The sequence below is a fragment of the Stenotrophomonas sp. CFBP 13718 genome (assembly GCF_014842145.1).
Lineage (GTDB): Bacteria > Pseudomonadota > Gammaproteobacteria > Xanthomonadales > Xanthomonadaceae > Stenotrophomonas.
In genome coordinates this window covers 110,821-126,488 of record NZ_JACYVC010000006.1, presented here as the reverse complement: position 1 = coordinate 126,488, position 15,668 = coordinate 110,821, and the positions used below count along the sequence as shown (strand labels likewise).

Here is a 15,668-nt window from a genome sequence, read left to right as displayed (position 1 = left end):
CTTGAGTTGGCCTCGAATACGGGCTATCGGCCTGCCCTGCCAATCCTTGAGCGCAATCCTTGATGCATAGGACCATCGCCGACTTGCCCCCAAATGTGACCCGCGTCACTATTGGCAAAGGGGGACGGAGCCTTCCTGGCTACCGCCACGCACAAGGGAAGTGACCGATGGCAAAGAAGGACGGGGCTACTGCGCCCGCGACGCTAGAGAGTTGGCTGGACTTGCGACCGAGTTGGTTGCGAATGGCCGCGGACGGGTTGGTGCGAGACCGGCGCAATCCGAACGAACTGGAAATCGACGCACTCGCCGATCATTGCATGCAAGAGGCGGCCAAAACCCTTGCCGCCAAGCATCCCGCTCTGGCTCCTGGCGTCATCTTGGGAACCCCCACCGCGGGATCACTGCGCATTGATTCGGTATCCGAGATCCGCGGCGTGAACGCAATCGGACCAGATGCGGTGCTGGACGTGTCTACAAAGGGTATGACGGTTGTTTACGGTGCCAATGGCTCGGGCAAATCTGGCTACGCGCGCCTGTTGAAGCACATCTGCGGTGCACGCGCCAAGGGGATGATTCACGGCAACGTGTTCCACGATGCACAGCAATCCGCTTCTGCTCAGGTCGCCGTCACCACACTCAGTGAAATCGATGGATCCGCTACCCCCAGCACCCTCGGCTGGAACGCAGCGTCAGGACCACACCCGAAGCTCAACGCGGTGCCAGTGTTCGACTCAGCAACCGCCATGGAGCTTGGCGACACCCCAAGCGAAGCAACTTACCTGCCCCGTTCGATGCGTTTCGTCAGCGCCCTGATCTCCATTGCTGACCGGGTTGGAAAACGCCTAGAAGCCCGAGCGGGCCAGCTCCAGACTCACCTCCCACTTACACCAGTAGAGCACGCCCAGTCCGTGGCCAACCGCTTTCTCCAGTCTCTGAAGCCTGCGCTGGACCATGATGCAATCGACAAGGCCTGCGCTTTTCCTGACCTATGGCTTAAAGAGCGACTGGCCTTGGAAACGGCGCTTGCGCAAGCCAATCCTGCTGATGCCCACGCAAAGGCCATCTCGGATCTGGATCGCCTCTCGAAGTTTGCCGAGAACATGGGTGAGCTTGCATCGGCATTGAGCGACGAGAAAGCGCTTGGCCTGATCGCGGCACGCAAAACCGCTGCGGACAAGCGGCAGGCCGCCACTGCCTACGCCACCGCCTTCATTGAAGGCATGCCACTGAAGGGCGTTGGGGACGCGGTCTGGGAGACGCTCTGGGAGGCGGCCAAAGCTTATTCAACGGGCCACGCCTATCCAGAGCACGCCTATCCACACGTGGGAGATGGAGCCCGTTGTGTGCTCTGCCAACAACCTCTGGACGGAGAGGGGAAGGATCGGCTCAAGAGCTTTGATCAGTATCTCAGTGCGACCCTCCAGACCGAGGCGAAGGCGGCTGAGGCTGCGCTTACTGCCCTCACGCTCCCCGCTTTGATCGACGCAGAAAGCCCATCGTGGCAAGCACAGTGCGCGGCCGTCACCCTCGACAGCGAGCAAGCCGCAGCGCTGGCACAGAACGTCAACGCCAGAGTCAAAGCGATGGGCAGTGCAATCGAGTTGTCGGCGGTTCCTGAAATGGACTGGTCCCCCTGGACCGGCGCGCTCGCCTCTTCCACTGCCACCATCACGGCTCAACGCGAAGCGCTGGCCACCTTGTTGGACCCTGCCGGCCGCGCCCAGAAGGAAGCCAGGTTGCGGGAGCTAAAGGCGCAGGAATGGTTGTCTGGTCAGGTTGAGCCGATAAAGGCAGAGGTGGAGCGACTCAAGAAGCTTGCCATCGTCGCGAAAGCCCTTCCTATGACGAAAACGACCCCACTGACGACCAAAAGCAATGACATCGGGAAGCTGGAACTGGCCCAAGGGTATTGCGATCGATTCAACGCGGAGCTTGATGGCTTGGGGGGTGGCAGTATCCCGGTGCGCATGAACCACAAGTCCTCGGGGAAAGGCGTCTACAGTTTTTTCATTGAGTTGAAGGAAGCAGCACTGTCGGTCAAGAACAGGGACGTTCTCAGCGAAGGGGAACAGCGTATCGTGGCGTTGGCCGCGTTCCTCGCCGATGCCACGGGAGCCGATAGTGGCATCCCTGTCATCTTCGACGACCCGATCTCATCCTTGGACCAACTCTATGAGGAAGCTGTCGCTAGGCGTTTGGTTAGCTTGGCAGAGCAACGACAGGTGATCGTATTCACCCACCGGCTGTCCCTGATGGTGCTGCTAAGGAACGCAGCAAAGCAGCGCGCTGACCTGGCACTCCCGCCGGTGGAGGTCACCACGGTGGCCATCGGCCGCGACGGCGCGAGCACCGGCATGCCGACTACGATTGACGCATTCTCACTCAAGCCCAAGACAGGGTTTGAACATATCAAGAACAGCATCGTCGGAATCAAGAAGCAAGACCCTGACGTCAGAGCAATCCTTCTCAAAGCTTCTTGCAGCAACTTCCGCATCCTGGTGGAGCGATCCGTTGAGGATGATCTTTGCTCAGGCGTCATCAATCGGTTCAGGCGCGAAGTAAGAACGCTAAACGTGCTTCAACGCTTGCATGCCATCACAGCAGATGATTGCGCGCTGATCAACAAGATGATGACCAAATACTCGGCATTCGAGCACTCCCAGTCTATGGAGACGCCGACGTGGCTGCCGGCGCCGGATGAGCTTCTGGCGGACGTGCAGACGATGCTGGACTGGATCAAGGACTTTAACGGACGAGCGGAAGCGGCGGCCAAGCCCAACAGCTAGTTTCGGCGTATTCGCACTCCATCCATCGGACAAACGGATCGTCGGGTTCAGAAGCGTCGCTTGCCCTTGCAGGTGGCGCTCAGCGGCGGAGGGAGGTCTTGCCGCAACTCGTGGGCCCTTAAAAACGTATGGAGCCAGGCCTCCGCTTCCCCCGCGCCCGTCAACTCCCGCATCACGATCGCGGCCACGCAGTCGCCGACGGCCACGAAGGGGTCGTCATCGAGATCGCGGCTGGAAAGCGGCGCATAAAAGTCTGCGCCTGCTTGGAAGGCTTGTAGCAGCTCGCCCCGTGCGAGGCTGTCTCGCCGTGCCGCCCAAGCCAAGCGGACGAGCTCCGCTTGTGACCAGGAAACGTCATCGTCCATTAGAACCGAACCTTGGCCCGTGATGCCGCCAACTGCGCGGACTGTAGGGACTCGGCCTGTTGCGCCCCATGAGCATCGTCTCCTGTTTTCATGCGGGGGATGAAATCTTGAATGTGCCCATGATCACCACTCGTAATCGTCTGGAGCACCCGAGGGAATCCCGACCATCGGCCCTGAATAGCCGACGTTCTGAGCCAAGTTTTGGGCGGTATGCGCCATGCGATCAAGGCGCTCCGGAACCTTGTCCAGGGCGAAGAGGACCATTCCGAAGAGGGCGATGTTGAGCAGCTTGTTGAAGATCTTGCGCATGGGACGGTGTCCTCCGCTATGTCAGGTAATCGGGTTTCAGATGAGACGGTAATGCTGGGCAACGCCCACCAAACAGCCGCCCCAGATGCAGGCCACGACCAATGGAGCGCAGAGCAACAGGACTCCCAGGGCCACGTCGGACAGCGCTGCTTGCTTGCCGGTGACCATCTCCCAGCCACACCGGGCAACGCCAAGGCCTGAAACGCCCAGCCAAAGCAAGTGCAGCAGTGCCACGTAGTCGTGAGCGGCCAGCGGCTTGAGCTCGGGGATCATGGGCAGCCGATCGGGTTGAGCGCTCATGGTTCGTCCCAACGAAGAGCGCTCAACGCGGCGAGCTGTTGCTCGCATTGAGCGACGGTGAGCACGTAACGGGCGTAGGAATGAGCCTGATAGGCCCGAAAGCCCTCCTCGGAGGAAACGTTCGACGCCTCGTCGACCTTGGCCGTCAACGCCTCCCACTGATCATTTCCGGCGCCTTGCATTTCCAGGAACAGTGCCCAAGCCTTCGGTCCTCGTTCCCGAGCGAGCGATTGCACCTCATACATAAGGCGGTTCGTTTCGTTGTCTCGCTCGGCGTCCAACTGGTCCACGCAAACATACCCTTGCTCATTGAATGGATAAAAGAACATAGAAACTCCTTAAACGAAATGTGGATTGGATTCGATCCGGTCAGCGATGACCTGGGCGATGAAAATGCCGAGCAACAGGCTGGATGCGTAAACGGCAAGGACGATGATCATGGGCTTGTCTCTTTCTTGAAGTCGTGGTCAGCGGGCTGCCTTCCTCTGATTCCAGGTTATGAGAAAACCCATTTTTGACAATGCCATTTACCGATCATTTTTTGACTAAATCTAAAAACTGGATATCCAAAAGCAGATCTTGGAAATAGTTGCACCAACTCACATTTCCCCGTTCAAAATTGATCCCAGGGAGGCGCATAGGCCCTTGCATCTTTCCCCATGCAGGGTTTTGCTCTAGCCGCTTTTGGCTTTTGGCTTTTGGCGTTCGCTTCCCCTGATGGCACTGCATCCTCCACGGAAGCCAGTCAGCCGTTCTAAAGCGCAGACAAGAAAAAGGCAGCAACCGCCGTGCGGCTCACGAGCCCTCGCTATCTGGCCACGAACTGGCAGCCAGGCACCGGCTCACCAGCTGCCGCACGGCTTCGCCTCGCTTGATCCCGGCCCTGTTCTCATCAATCAGCAACGCCATCGCCACATGTGGTTCGACCCAGCACTCCGGCAGCATGGCCGTGTAACGCTGGCCTCCCCCCTTCTGGAGACGCACGCGCTTGGCAAACGGCTGCCGCACCTGGGCATGTTCCCGGATGAGTTGAGTCAACGCGGCTTGAACGGAAAGCCCCTGCCCTGCCGCCAAGCGGGAGAATGCAGCCAACACGTCGGGAGCGATGCGCGCTGCATAGATCTCCTCAAGGTCCGGCTTTGGTGGTTTGGGCCTCAACGTGTAGGGCATGGAGTGCTCGGTTTGGGCTTGGGCAACCAAGCGTGATCGTTCGCTTCAGAGGCTGTCAGCAGCGCGGACGTGCCCAGACAGCGGGCCAGCTGGTAATGGCCGATGGTGTGCGGATAGCGCTGCAGGTGCTCGTGCATGTCCTTGGCAAAATAGCAGGTGCCCCCCGAGCGACGCTCGTAAGCGAAATAGCGTTTGCGGCGATCAGTCACGTGCTCTCTCAGATGTCATTCCCCTTCAACAAACACTATAAAAACCCCATGTATTGACAAGGGCGTCCGCCGATCATTTATTGACTAAACCCGCTATTTGCCGCATCGAAAGCAAGAAACACGAATACTGTGAGATGGCCCTCATCTCTCTGCATCCTTGATCACCTCCGACACTTGGCAGGCGCAAATGCAGTAACCGTGGTGATCGCTGAAGGTGTTGTAGACCAGTTCGGCGATCTCGTCCGGGGCTCGATCGTCAATCTGCTCAGCACCAAGGAGAACTTCCCCTTCGCTCGGCAAGCGCTTCAGCACGCGCCCGTCGGTGTCCCACTCGACACCCGAGATGAGGAACTTGCGCATGCCGTAGCCCCAACCGGGTGCAACGGCAGCGGCCTTCAGCACGCGGCGGACGGTGCTCGTGGACGCTTCAACGCCATGGGCGATGTCGCGAACAGTGCCACCTGCTTGTGCAAGGACAACGATGGCCAGGTCGCGGTGATGGTTGGACAGGGGGAAGTGCGGGGTTGCGTGCTTCATGGGTAGCCGCTCATCGATTGGAATGATGAAAGGCTACGATGCGGGCCGCGGGCCGTCAGGACGAAAGGGGCAGCTGCCCCTTTTCGTTGCCCTGATGGTCGCACCCCTTCAGGCGTGGCCTGCCGTCCGGCAGCGCCGTCTCAGCAGTTTCCGTGGATGTGCTCAACCCAAATCGCTTTGCTTGTGGGGTCCGACACCTTCCCAGCCTCAGCCCCAGCTCCAGCTTGAGCTCCAGCCCCTGGATCGGCCACAACCTCAGCCCCATCCACAGCCTCCCCGTGCATGTTTTCCTCCACGGCCAAGGCCAGCTCGAGAGCGTGGCATCGCAAACCGATGTCTTGGAGGATGACGTCCTTCGTCCTTACGTTGTCATCCTCAACCAGCCACGGCCGCCCAACGGCGCCATGTAACCAAGACCGGTCAGGGGCGCCCAGCCCTGCGGACGTCATGGCCATAGAGGCCAGCATCTGGAACGGAAAGAACGTCCTTCCCTCTTCGTCGTTCATGCGTTGCGCGATGAGTGCCCGTCTCGCCCTCGCGTCGCTCCGTATCACCCGCTCAAGCTCAGCGGGCCTGGGGCGTTCATGGGGATCGTAACTTCTGCCGGCAGGCACGCGCGAACCCAATTCCAAGCGCTGTCACTGCTTCCCTGATGAACCGGATACAAAAGCATGCGAGCGTCAAACAGCGTCATGCAATGCTTCTGGTGTAACCATCGACCTCCTTGCATGAAGTGTCCCCACGCATTCTTGTAGTCGTCCACGTTTGCTTTGGCAGCTAAACGTCGCTTTCTTTGTCGCCAAAGTCTGTAGCCCACGATGACTAGTGAGATGGCTGCCAGCAACACAATCGACACATTACCCGTCCACCAGGTCATGCCCCCCTCCCCTCGTTGAGTGTTTCGTTCAATCCTCGCCGCACCGCTTCTGCGACGCTGACCTTCTCCTCGGCGGCCCTGGACCTTATCGCGAGCACTAGATCGGCAGGCGCATTGACCGGGGCCAGTGCGACCCGCCGGCTTTCCTCCTCGCCTGCGGGGGACCCCATGGGATAGGCGAGCGCCTGCGCCAACAACTGGCGGACGGCTTCGGCCGTGGTGATGCCGGCAGCCTGGGATTGCCGGCGAAGCACTTCATGGATGGCTGTTGGAACCAGGACCTTGGGCAGGCGTTGGGGTTTGCAGAGGCGTGCCATCAGAAGCGCGCCTGCGCCTTGGATGGCGCAGCCTTCGGCAGCCACTTATCCAGTGCTCCTGCCCGCCGCACCGCTTTCCTGCGTTGGCGCTCGCGCTCACGCTCCGCGAATGCCTTTTCCATCTTCCGGAAAAATGCCTGCGCCGCAGGCGACACCGCCACCGACCCGGATACCGCTGCGCTCATAAACCTGGTTGGCTTCTCAGCTAATGACGGAAGCAACGCTCCGAATGACGGGAGACCATGAACCTCACCCTCCACCAGCTGACCATCCGATCCAATGAAGAAGATCTTGCTCGTTCCCTCGGCCTTCTCCCCTTGTTTTAATGTGTAACTACCCATCGATTCGCCCTCCCATGAATGTTTATTCATTCATCCTTGATCGGATCGGCGGTTTGGCAAGGGTTGACCGGCCGAAGAAAACGACTAATTTTCAGATCTGCTTTGATGCCTCCAAAACGGAAGAATCCGTGAAACGGCTCACATCCGATGCAGCGGCGTGGCAAAGCCAGACCTCAGCGCCCTTGACGCGTTATTTCTTCGCCCAGGCCCGCATTGCCTGCACCACGTCCACGCGCGCACGAACCGGCTATGGGAGCTGCTCGTGTCCTCAGCCACCGAGTGGGGCGGCTATCGCCACCCCAAGTCCACGCGATCCAGGTCGTAGTCAGCGCCGGCTTCGAAGGCGGCTTGCTTGGCTGGGAGGTCGCCGTAGCGTTGCGCGAACTCGGCCGGGGTGTATCCGGCGTCTTCGAGCGAGACGGCGGAGAGGCGTTGGAACTCGGCGTTGGCTTCGGTGTAGTAGTTCATCGGGCTTGGCCTGCTGGCAGAGCAGATTGCCCGCGAACCGATGGCCCCGGATCCGGCCCTTCCCGCACCCAAGAGCAAGCACGGCCATGCCGAGCGCAGGGATGGGCCGCAACGCAGTGAAGGAGTAGAAGGCTTGAGGGAAGGCCCACTGGGGCAAGTTCGTTGAAGAGTAATCGCGTGGCAGCATTAGATCTCCTAATCCAGCCACCCTTCGGCTAATCTCCATACCACTGCTGCGTCCATGGAGGACGATGAAACATCTCAAGCGCTGCGTGCTTGATGGGCGCTGGCAGTCTAAAGTTTTTTTGTGAACGGCCGATACCAACGGCTTATGCTCGAAACAATCGTGATCTCAAGGAGGAGACGTTGCCCAGTCATGCCCCCTCTTGCGCTGACGTACCTCCTTCTGATCAACACTCTATTTCTTCGTCACCGCGTTGCACAAGCAAGGCGGCTGTATCCATGTCACACAAGGAATGACTCGTGGCAAAAAGTGAACTGACTGAAAGCAAGATCATGCAAGCACTCGACTATGCATACGACAAGGCTATGAACGGCTTGCCTGGCGTGGATAACGCCATTGAGATGGCTGAGAGCTACAAAAAGGAGTCCGGAACACTCTTAGAACAAGCCAACTCCCTTGTCCGCTGGCAGAACACGAAAGCCGCTACATCTGGATTTGTGACTGGCCTGGGCGGTCTCTTGGTCATGCCCGTGACGATCCCAGCCAACCTAGCCAGCGTGTATTTCATCCAGATCCGAATGATCGCAGCCATCGCCCACATGGGTGGCTACAACGTCAGGGACGACAAGGTCAAAACAATGGTTTACGCGTGCCTTACCGGCAACGCAGCCAAAGAAGTGCTTAAAGACGTTGGCATTCAGGTTGGCAAGAAGATGGCCCAGGCCAGCATCAACCGGATCACGGGCGCGACGCTCACAAAAATCAACCAAGCAGTCGGTTTCCGTCTGCTGACCAAGGCCGGCACAACTGGAGTAGTCAACCTCAGCAAGATGGTTCCTGTCTTGGGCGGCGTCATCGGCGGAGCTGTAGATCTCGCTGCGACCAACATTGTTGGCAACACCGCAGTCAATCTCTTCATTGCCGATGGTAAAGCGACTGACCCAGCGCTGGTGATCTGAACCTACGAAATTCGGTAGATACGAACGGCTGGGACCAAGACTCCTGTCTTGGCCCAGCTCTATCGACCCCATATTTTCCGTTGCCTCTCTCAAGAGATGCCGATATGCTCCACGGACGGTGGAGACCTTGAGTTGTGAGTGGCTCGAACCCTCGCTTGAAAGCTTGACCCGTCCCTACCCGATTCGACTGCCAGCTTGGCGACGAAGACGGCGTAATCGCTCACCCGGCTTCGTAAAGAGAGCTGACCATGTCGATCTATTCCCGCCCCGCCTTCCTGGCGGAGAAGACCCTTGCCGATGCTGGCATTGTGGTTACCAAGAACCACATTCGAGAACTGATTGCCGCCCTCTGCGGCTTCAAGTCGTTGGCTGCCCTCCAAGCCAGCCCACTGCTTCCTGCCGGAGAGCCTCCCGGCAACGTGCTTTTGGTCGTAGATCGGGCGTTGGCCTCCGCCAGGTGCAAGCACCTGCTGCCTGACCTTGCCCCCGCGCCTATCCTCAATGAGCTGGTCCGGTTCTTAGACACTACCGCTTCAGCAACGGTCGCGATTCACCAATCCCCTGGCCTGCCCCTGCCGTCCCTTCAGCGCTTCGCCCAGCGCCAACTGATGGCCATGACGGAGCCCAATCGCCGCATGCTTGGTGAGAACGCGCAGATCCAATGCTCGACGGATTTCTCCGGACACCTACTGGTCGGTCAGCAACACTTGATTGCGCAGCTGACCGGCGAATACACCACACCGAGCGGGGACGGGGGCTTGGTCCGAGTCGAGCTTCGATACCGAACCACGTCGCACGCCCTCTATGTGCTGGACTCTCAAGACCTGGAGCTAATGCCTGGCGAGGATCTGGTGTCCGCTGCGGACATGGATTTCCAGTTCCCGAGCGACGACTAACGGGCAGGACCGAGACGCTGGTGATTCACTTCGCCAGCGTCATCCACAACGCCTTGCCACTCTCGGCGCTGATGCCAGAGAATTGATCCGGCTCCCAGTGGGTGTGGGTCAACAAGACGCCCAGGTCTGCCAGCAGTTGCTGGCATCGCCGACCGAAGCTAAAAACCTCATTGAACGTCAGCCCCAGCGTAGCGATGTCGAATGGCTTGGGTTCCTGCCCCATGGGCTGCATTTCCATGTGCGCGTGGTGCTTGTCGCGAAAGGTCTTGATTTTCAGCGCGAGCGGGTCGGCGTCCAAATAAGCCATGGTCTGAGCAATCGCTGCCCACTTCTCATCGAACTGAGCAGCGTTGTCGTCGCGATCCCGCTGGCGCCAAGCTTCAACGGTTGCAGCACTGATGCCTTCAAGGGGCTCCGCCTGAAGATCATCATCCATACGGCTGTAACTCTCGCGGTAGTGATCTCGCATTCCCGGCACCTGAAGCTTCTTCCAGATGTTGGTCAAGCTGCCCGTCTTCCCTCCTTTGTCCAAGAACAGTCGAGCCAAGTCTCGGATGTAGTCTTGCCCCAGCAATGGGGCCAAGTGATTCCACAGCGCCACACCCCGGGTCTTGTCCAGCTTGGCTTTCATGGCGATCTGAACTTCTGTGTCCAACACCAAAGGCTTGAGCAGATGAACCCGCTCTTCCTGGAAATGCGCTTCGTTGGTCAACGCCCGGATCCACCCATCGATCCGCTCGATATGCTTCTCGGGGGTGTCCACCTCTTCCAATGCGTCGTTCATGCGTTCTCCTAAGCCAGCACCAACAAGGTGCCGCAGTCGTTAGGGAGGGGTTGCGAAGGTTCGGAGGGCATGGAACAGGTGCGTTGAGATCAGGCCAACAAGGTTTGGCTTCGCCGCGTCTCAACGGCTGCAACGCCTGCTAGCGCTGGCAGGTCCCGGTGTAGGCGAGCGACCCCACAGACTCGGAAAAGCCGGTTTGAACAAAGTTACCCGTAGGCTCCTTTGTCCAGCGACGCGAGACCACCTCGAACCCCTTGCACCCGTTGGCCTCGGTGTATTGCTTGATCCACCCCAGACGGGCCTTTTCCGCCGAACCACTGTCCGGAGCATAGTTTGCCGCGGTCTTGGCTGTCATGTTCCACCCGCTGTCGGTCATTTCGAAGTGGCTCAAGACTGGCCGATCAATTGAAGCGCACCCAGCTAAGGCGATCATGGCTGCAGTCGCAGCGAGCGAAACGAGGCAGGGATAGCGCGTCATCGGTTGTGAGCTCGTCCAGTTAAGTTCGGCCAGTTTAAGGCGGGTGGCTGTGGGAGTGAGGTCGCCTTTGAGGCAGTCAACGCAATGCAGAACATTGCGGAGGACGGTGTTTAGCTGACTCCTCACTGACACCGGCCTCATGTCCTTGAGAAGCGCGCCTTGGCGCCGTTTCTCGACCAATCTTCGAAGAACTCCGTTGCAGCTCGATACCCCACCGCCTGGGCTTCTCGACTGGCATTTGAGATACCGGCCTGCCCTGGAACACGCCCTGACTCATACGGGCTGATGTTCTTTTGCAGCACCAGGAACTCGATGCGATCCGCATTCCGCTCCCGGACGGCCCTGATCAGCTCTGCAACGCTCGCCCCTCTACGTGATTCGCAGCGCTTCCGCTTCGCTTCCGTTGCATCATCCGCTGTAGCCGAACCCTGCGGCTTCAACCAGCCGAACCTCGCTATCAGAACCATAACTTCACGCAGCAGGACGACCCCGATCACCAAGTAGAGGAGCACCGTGAAAGCCCCCTCACCTATTTTGTTGAGCATCCAGCCTGCTACGACAAGCAACCCCATGGGCCCCCAGCCCAGGCCCCTCACGCACGCTCTCCCGCACACCCTTGTTCAGCGTTCTGCATCGACGGGCACCCGGTGGAAGTTCACGTTCAGTCGCTTGACGAGCGCTTTAGTCGTGTTGCTGGGAGCACGCGGACAGACCAGGACGGCCTCGCCGTTGGGCATTTGGCGCATCGCCAACTGTTCTGCCCGGAGGACGGCTCGGCATTTCACGCACTGGTAGACCCCACGCATGAGCTCGTCCTCCGAGCATTTGCTGGTCTTTACTTCCACGGCCAAGCGCTGTCTGGCATTGTCGAAGAGCACGTCCAAGCGGTCCCCACTGCTCAGCACCGCCTCGTTCTTGCCGGGCTCAAACTCTCCGAAGTCTTCCAGCTCTTCAGCGTGCTCCCGCACCCATCGCTTCAGGGCTTGGTGCTACGCGCTCTCTGCCCCTCTTCCCTGCCGGACCTCGGGAGACGAGAACGTGTCTCCCGAGGCCTGCAGGAGCGATGTTGGCGAAATCGAAAACTGCGGGAAATACCAGCCGCAGATTGTCAGCATTGGAGAGACTCTAAGTGGCTATTTCAACACAAGCCTGGGAACCACCGAAAGCGAAAAGCACTTCGGGCAAAGCAGGCCGACGTTCACGCGCCTAGTAAATTCGTGCGCGCACTTTTTGCAGGCAAAGAAATACGGCGGCCCAGGAACCAAGCCGGATCTCATGCAGAAGGCTTCGCAGTGAACTCATACGATCCATCCGCTTGGCGCTTCACGTTATACCCCTTATGAATAGCCAGTATCAGCGCGATCCCAAAGGTTGCGGCGGCGATGATGACAGCAACCTCCACGCCGGTTCCCGCAGCCAAGGCAACAAGCCCCAACGTGCTAAAACCTCCCGTCACAGGAGCAAGGCCAACCGCTGCGCCAACAGCAGCGAGTGCAACACCACTGAGTGCAGTAATCTTTCTAGCTTTACCGAAATCCGAGGCCAGCTTACCAACGACCAGTATCCTCTGCGCCTTGGCGTCTTTGGCCGCCTTGAGCTCTTCTTTCGTCCTAACAGTCACACTTCCCATGTCATCCCCTGTTGATGGGCCATCCTCGGCTTTCGTCGATGATCTTAGCCTATAGCCAAGCTGGCAACCTGCGACTAGCCGTTGCCGATGGCACAGATGTTGTCCGATTCACGTCTCACGGATTGAGACCCAGCACGTCATAGACAAGGTAGGCTACCTACCTCTTCCACGCCCGGCAGCGGCGAGGGCAACACCGCCTTGCACACGCCAGGCACGTCCACCCCCTGCCCCGCTTCCGGGTGCTCCAGGTAAAGCGCCCCCTCATAGCCCACCATCGCCTGCTCGGTTGAGGTGGTTGCCATGGAGCCGGGGGGCTTGGCCTTGCCGGTCAGGGTAAAGGCCCGTGCGTTCTGGGTGAGCACAGGGAAGGTCACGCGCACCCCACCTTGACGAGGTGCCGTGACCGTTTTTTTGGTCTCACCAATCTCCACGCCCATGGGAAGCTCCTTGTCCTTGAGCGACACCTCAGTTGGCAGCAAGCCGGAGACGTTGGTCACCAGCACGCGGCCTTGGGCATTGGTGACGCCTGCAGGGCTGCCGCCCACCCGCACCGGAATGCCCCCTTGGCCCGGCACGTCCACCACCGCATAGCTGCTGTAAGCCGGGCGGCCGAAAGCGATGCCCTTGTGATCGATGAAAACCGCACCAGCGATGCTTCCCGACACACTGCTTTTCCCGTCGTATTGGCTGGTTTCCATACGCGCGTCGCCCCAGCGGGTGCTCACATCGGCGGTTACCCGGGCCTGGGTGCCCCAATTGCCGTCTTGAAGTTCTGCCGCCAGGCGAACGCCGTTCTCAGTGCGGTAGTTGCCCCGCAAGCCCACGCTGTTCTGGCCCGGCGCTTGGCGGGCGCGAACGCCCACTGATGCCTTGGCGTTGAAGCGGTAGGTGTAGCTCCCGGCCACCTGCAGATCGCCGCCTTGAATGTCTCGCAAGACGTTGGCTGAGACTTGGCCGGCTGCACCCAAGTTGAGGGACGCCCCAACGGCAACAAAGGCGAGGTTGGAGCGACCGGTGTCGATCGCGCTGTAGGTCCCTTGGACGGACAAGCGCCGGTTGGGACGAAAAGACACGCTGGCCTGCGTGCGCTGTTCCACCGGGGTGCTGAGCTCACTTTGAAGGCGCCAGAAGTCCTGATTGCGCTCGTGCTGCAGGCGAATCCCCCACACCGGACCCCGGTAGTCATACGCGGCGGCCCAACGCATGCCCCCGCCCGTGGACGTGCCCGCCTCCACGTCGAACACGCCCCACGTGCCCAAGGCTTGGGTGCTGCCCACGGTGACGTGGCGATTGCCGAACTCGTCGGCCTGGCCGCCTGCCCTCAGGGTCCACCGGTCGTTGATGCCCCACGCCAGGTTTCCGGACACCCCCGCCGTGCCATACAGGTTTTCATCCTCGCGCACCCGGCCTGCGGCCAGCTGCCACGTGGAGAGACCGGGCCGCAACAAACTGGGGGCCACGTAGAGCCGTTGTGTGCTCACCGCGGTCTCGCGGCCGTATGCATCGCGCACCACCACCGCTGTTTGGCTGGCGCCTTGGGCCAAGTGACGCCCGTCCAGGGTAAACGGTCCGGCTCTGACTTCCTGCCGGGATACCTCGGCTTGGTTGGCCAGCACCCGCACCGTCCCGGGGTCCATCGCCAGGCCTCCGAGTATCGGCACCGGATACGTGGGGGTGAGCGGATCCAGGGCTCCAAGGTCTTTGGCGATGCGGAACCCGCCCAAGGCCACTGGCCCGCCGCGCGGGGTGGCGTAGACATCGCCGGCTTGGGCGCTGATCTGGCGTTCCACGTCGTCTTTGCCCCACGTCGTCATGCCCCGGCGCATCTCAAACCCGTTGGGCGATTGGTTGAGCTGGCCGGTGCTGGAGACCACGCCCCACCCCCCGCCTGTCCGCAGATCCAGCGCGGCAGACGTGGCTTGTCTGCCGTCGGTCCACTGGGTGGCCAGGTTGTAGTTCACCAGCAGTCCGCCGATGGCGGGAGCCACCGCAGGCATCGCGTTGCCTCGCGTGGTGAGTTGTTGAGCGGGTTTGCGGTCGGCGGGGATGACCAGTTCAACCGTGGCGTTCTCTGCGTTGTATTGAAGCGTGACGCCCAGGTGGGTGTCGGTGAGGTCGCCGGTTTCGTTGGGCTTGAGGACGACGCCCAATTGGGCCCACGTCGCTGCCTCCGCTACCCATGCCCCGTTGTCCTGCCAGAGCAGCACAGGGTCCCTTTCGGGCTTGCCGTTGACCAGGGCCGCTGCAAGCACCGGTGCCACCCCTTCAGGGATGTGTGCATGTGCAGTTCCAGCCAAGGCAAGGGCCATGGCCAAGGCGCCCCAGCTCCGCATGAGGGCCCCTTACTTCGCTGCGACGGTGAGGGGCTTGCCGTTGACCGTGATCGACAGGGACGGGGCGCGGAGGCCAGGCTGGAGCAGGATGAGCTTGCTCTGGCCGGGCAGCACCCAACCCAACGCGCCCTCGCGCCAGTGGGCCTGGCCAGCGGGGCCAATGCTGGTCAGCCGCCCTGCTTTAGCCCCGTCATTGGACAGCAAAACCCCTTGAGTCGTGAAGCGGGCACTCAGCACCGGCTCCCCGGCCTTGGGGTCTTCAAACGCGACAGGCAGGTCTTGGTTGACCAGCAGTCTCATGCGGCCGGCTGGTTGAGCAGATGGGAGCTGGCGCAGCAGCAAGCGGTAATACGCCGGGGAATCTTGACCTCTAACGCGGATCACCCGGACGGCACGTTTGGACTTCGCCGGGATCTCGATAACTGAAGGCGCCGCCATCAGGTCTTGCGTGGGCACCGCAACGTCCTGGCCACCGGCGGTTTGGCTCCAGGCGTAAACCGAAACTTGGTAACGCTCGGTGCTGTCCCCTCTGTTTTCCAAAACCAACGCAGCCGACTTTTCTTGCGAACCGGAAACAATGGACGTCGGCGACAACGAGATGCTGCTCGCGAAAACAGCACTTGGCAACGAGAGCAAAGCAGCACACAACAGCAGCGAACGAATCATAAGTCCTCCCAGACAAAACACCTCCTTTGATCCAACCAAAACATATGGGTTTGTCAACC

21 protein-coding genes are annotated in these 15,668 nt (G+C 60.1%); 3 read left to right on the top strand and 18 right to left on the bottom strand.

Going from position 1 to position 15,668, the window contains the following annotated elements; genetic code table 11:
- Positions 1-167: 167 nt before the first annotated feature.
- Positions 168-2,786, top strand: coding sequence for an AAA family ATPase (locus IFT58_RS11515; protein ID WP_249405675.1), 2,619 nt, complete (start codon positions 168-170; stop codon positions 2,784-2,786).
- A gap of 47 nt (positions 2,787-2,833) precedes the next feature.
- On the opposite strand, the gene IFT58_RS11510 is transcribed toward IFT58_RS11515, so the two are convergent.
- From IFT58_RS11510 to IFT58_RS11460, 11 genes are all read right to left on the bottom strand, one after another.
- Positions 2,834-3,151 carry a hypothetical protein gene (locus IFT58_RS11510; RefSeq protein WP_192081649.1) on the bottom strand — a complete coding sequence of 106 codons (318 nt, stop codon included), beginning with the start codon at positions 3,149-3,151 and terminating at the stop codon, positions 2,834-2,836.
- A gap of 123 nt (positions 3,152-3,274) precedes the next feature.
- The gene (locus tag IFT58_RS11505; RefSeq protein ID WP_192081648.1) at positions 3,275-3,460 is read right to left on the bottom strand and encodes a hypothetical protein; all 186 of its coding nucleotides are present in this window, start codon (positions 3,458-3,460) and stop codon (positions 3,275-3,277) included.
- Positions 3,461-3,496: 36 nt separating this feature from the next.
- Positions 3,497-3,760 (bottom strand): hypothetical protein, encoded by a 264-nt coding sequence (locus tag IFT58_RS11500; protein WP_192095050.1) that lies wholly within the window; start codon positions 3,758-3,760, stop codon positions 3,497-3,499.
- Entirely contained in the window at positions 3,757-4,089 is a 333-nt protein-coding gene (locus IFT58_RS11495; RefSeq protein ID WP_192081646.1) for a hypothetical protein, read from the bottom strand. The genes IFT58_RS11500 and IFT58_RS11495 overlap by 4 nt, the downstream gene beginning before the upstream one ends.
- A gap of 466 nt (positions 4,090-4,555) precedes the next feature.
- Positions 4,556-4,930, bottom strand: a complete 375-nt coding sequence (locus IFT58_RS11490; RefSeq protein ID WP_192081645.1) for a hypothetical protein — start codon at positions 4,928-4,930, stop codon at positions 4,556-4,558.
- Entirely contained in the window at positions 4,915-5,139 is a 225-nt protein-coding gene (locus IFT58_RS11485; RefSeq protein WP_192095048.1) for a hypothetical protein, read from the bottom strand. Before IFT58_RS11485 ends, IFT58_RS11490 begins: the two co-directional genes overlap by 16 nt.
- Before the next feature lie 141 nt (positions 5,140-5,280).
- The gene (locus IFT58_RS11480) at positions 5,281-5,676 is read right to left on the bottom strand and encodes a hypothetical protein (protein ID WP_192081644.1); all 396 of its coding nucleotides are present in this window, start codon (positions 5,674-5,676) and stop codon (positions 5,281-5,283) included.
- Between the two features lie 550 nt (positions 5,677-6,226).
- The gene (locus tag IFT58_RS11475) at positions 6,227-6,553 is read right to left on the bottom strand and encodes a hypothetical protein (protein ID WP_192095046.1); all 327 of its coding nucleotides are present in this window, start codon (positions 6,551-6,553) and stop codon (positions 6,227-6,229) included.
- The gene (locus tag IFT58_RS11470) at positions 6,550-6,870 is read right to left on the bottom strand and encodes a hypothetical protein (RefSeq protein WP_192081642.1); all 321 of its coding nucleotides are present in this window, start codon (positions 6,868-6,870) and stop codon (positions 6,550-6,552) included. Before IFT58_RS11470 ends, IFT58_RS11475 begins: the two co-directional genes overlap by 4 nt.
- A complete protein-coding gene (locus tag IFT58_RS11465) occupies positions 6,870-7,241 on the bottom strand; it encodes a hypothetical protein (RefSeq protein ID WP_192081641.1) in 372 nt (123 codons plus the stop codon). The genes IFT58_RS11470 and IFT58_RS11465 overlap by 1 nt, the downstream gene beginning before the upstream one ends.
- 258 nt (positions 7,242-7,499) lie before the next feature.
- The gene (locus IFT58_RS11460; RefSeq protein ID WP_192081640.1) at positions 7,500-7,679 is read right to left on the bottom strand and encodes a hypothetical protein; all 180 of its coding nucleotides are present in this window, start codon (positions 7,677-7,679) and stop codon (positions 7,500-7,502) included.
- A gap of 483 nt (positions 7,680-8,162) precedes the next feature.
- Between IFT58_RS11460 and IFT58_RS11455 the strand changes: the two genes are divergently transcribed.
- Both IFT58_RS11455 and IFT58_RS11450 read left to right on the top strand, forming a co-directional pair.
- A complete protein-coding gene (locus IFT58_RS11455) occupies positions 8,163-8,822 on the top strand; it encodes an EcsC family protein (RefSeq protein WP_197974112.1) in 660 nt (219 codons plus the stop codon).
- Between the two features lie 248 nt (positions 8,823-9,070).
- Positions 9,071-9,718: a hypothetical protein gene (locus IFT58_RS11450; RefSeq protein ID WP_192095044.1), complete on the top strand. Its 648-nt coding sequence runs from the start codon at positions 9,071-9,073 to the stop codon at positions 9,716-9,718.
- 25 nt (positions 9,719-9,743) lie between these two features.
- On the opposite strand, the gene IFT58_RS11445 is transcribed toward IFT58_RS11450, so the two are convergent.
- The 7 genes from IFT58_RS11445 to IFT58_RS11415 form a co-directional block, all read right to left on the bottom strand.
- Positions 9,744-10,502 (bottom strand): hypothetical protein, encoded by a 759-nt coding sequence (locus IFT58_RS11445; RefSeq protein ID WP_192095042.1) that lies wholly within the window; start codon positions 10,500-10,502, stop codon positions 9,744-9,746.
- 139 nt (positions 10,503-10,641) lie between these two features.
- A complete protein-coding gene (locus IFT58_RS11440) occupies positions 10,642-10,893 on the bottom strand; it encodes a hypothetical protein (RefSeq protein ID WP_192081637.1) in 252 nt (83 codons plus the stop codon).
- Between the two features lie 224 nt (positions 10,894-11,117).
- Positions 11,118-11,525 (bottom strand): hypothetical protein, encoded by a 408-nt coding sequence (locus IFT58_RS11435; RefSeq protein ID WP_192095040.1) that lies wholly within the window; start codon positions 11,523-11,525, stop codon positions 11,118-11,120.
- Positions 11,526-11,600: 75 nt separating this feature from the next.
- A complete protein-coding gene (locus tag IFT58_RS11430) occupies positions 11,601-11,948 on the bottom strand; it encodes a hypothetical protein (protein WP_192095038.1) in 348 nt (115 codons plus the stop codon).
- Between the two features lie 305 nt (positions 11,949-12,253).
- Complete coding sequence (locus IFT58_RS11425; protein WP_042613100.1) at positions 12,254-12,610, bottom strand: hypothetical protein; 357 nt, start codon at positions 12,608-12,610, stop codon at positions 12,254-12,256.
- A gap of 137 nt (positions 12,611-12,747) precedes the next feature.
- Entirely contained in the window at positions 12,748-14,919 is a 2,172-nt protein-coding gene (locus IFT58_RS11420) for a fimbria/pilus outer membrane usher protein (RefSeq protein ID WP_192095036.1), read from the bottom strand.
- A 33-nt stretch (positions 14,920-14,952) separates the two neighbouring features.
- Complete coding sequence (locus IFT58_RS11415) at positions 14,953-15,609, bottom strand: fimbria/pilus periplasmic chaperone (RefSeq protein ID WP_192095034.1); 657 nt, start codon at positions 15,607-15,609, stop codon at positions 14,953-14,955.
- Positions 15,610-15,668: the final 59 nt, after the last annotated feature.

What these genes read in the sequence shown, in the direction of transcription:
- IFT58_RS11420 (WP_192095036.1), bottom strand. Translation starts at nt 14,919, where the DNA reads ATGGCCCTTGCCTTGGCTGGAACTGCACATGCACACATCCCTGAAGGG.
- IFT58_RS11460 (WP_192081640.1), bottom strand. Translation starts at nt 7,679, where the DNA reads ATGAACTACTACACCGAAGCCAACGCCGAGTTCCAACGCCTCTCCGCC.
- IFT58_RS11415 (WP_192095034.1), bottom strand. Translation starts at nt 15,609, where the DNA reads ATGATTCGTTCGCTGCTGTTGTGTGCTGCTTTGCTCTCGTTGCCAAGT.
- IFT58_RS11495 (WP_192081646.1), bottom strand. Translation starts at nt 4,089, where the DNA reads ATGTTCTTTTATCCATTCAATGAGCAAGGGTATGTTTGCGTGGACCAG.
- IFT58_RS11480 (WP_192081644.1), bottom strand. Translation starts at nt 5,676, where the DNA reads ATGAAGCACGCAACCCCGCACTTCCCCCTGTCCAACCATCACCGCGAC.
- IFT58_RS11435 (WP_192095040.1), bottom strand. Translation starts at nt 11,525, where the DNA reads ATGCTCAACAAAATAGGTGAGGGGGCTTTCACGGTGCTCCTCTACTTG.
- IFT58_RS11475 (WP_192095046.1), bottom strand. Translation starts at nt 6,553, where the DNA reads ATGACCTGGTGGACGGGTAATGTGTCGATTGTGTTGCTGGCAGCCATC.
- IFT58_RS11500 (WP_192095050.1), bottom strand. Translation starts at nt 3,760, where the DNA reads ATGAGCGCTCAACCCGATCGGCTGCCCATGATCCCCGAGCTCAAGCCG.
- IFT58_RS11450 (WP_192095044.1), top strand. Translation starts at nt 9,071, where the DNA reads ATGTCGATCTATTCCCGCCCCGCCTTCCTGGCGGAGAAGACCCTTGCC.
- IFT58_RS11425 (WP_042613100.1), bottom strand. Translation starts at nt 12,610, where the DNA reads ATGGGAAGTGTGACTGTTAGGACGAAAGAAGAGCTCAAGGCGGCCAAA.
- IFT58_RS11515 (WP_249405675.1), top strand. Translation starts at nt 168, where the DNA reads ATGGCAAAGAAGGACGGGGCTACTGCGCCCGCGACGCTAGAGAGTTGG.
- IFT58_RS11510 (WP_192081649.1), bottom strand. Translation starts at nt 3,151, where the DNA reads ATGGACGATGACGTTTCCTGGTCACAAGCGGAGCTCGTCCGCTTGGCT.
- IFT58_RS11465 (WP_192081641.1), bottom strand. Translation starts at nt 7,241, where the DNA reads ATGAATAAACATTCATGGGAGGGCGAATCGATGGGTAGTTACACATTA.
- IFT58_RS11490 (WP_192081645.1), bottom strand. Translation starts at nt 4,930, where the DNA reads ATGCCCTACACGTTGAGGCCCAAACCACCAAAGCCGGACCTTGAGGAG.
- IFT58_RS11470 (WP_192081642.1), bottom strand. Translation starts at nt 6,870, where the DNA reads ATGGCACGCCTCTGCAAACCCCAACGCCTGCCCAAGGTCCTGGTTCCA.
- IFT58_RS11445 (WP_192095042.1), bottom strand. Translation starts at nt 10,502, where the DNA reads ATGAACGACGCATTGGAAGAGGTGGACACCCCCGAGAAGCATATCGAG.
- IFT58_RS11505 (WP_192081648.1), bottom strand. Translation starts at nt 3,460, where the DNA reads ATGCGCAAGATCTTCAACAAGCTGCTCAACATCGCCCTCTTCGGAATG.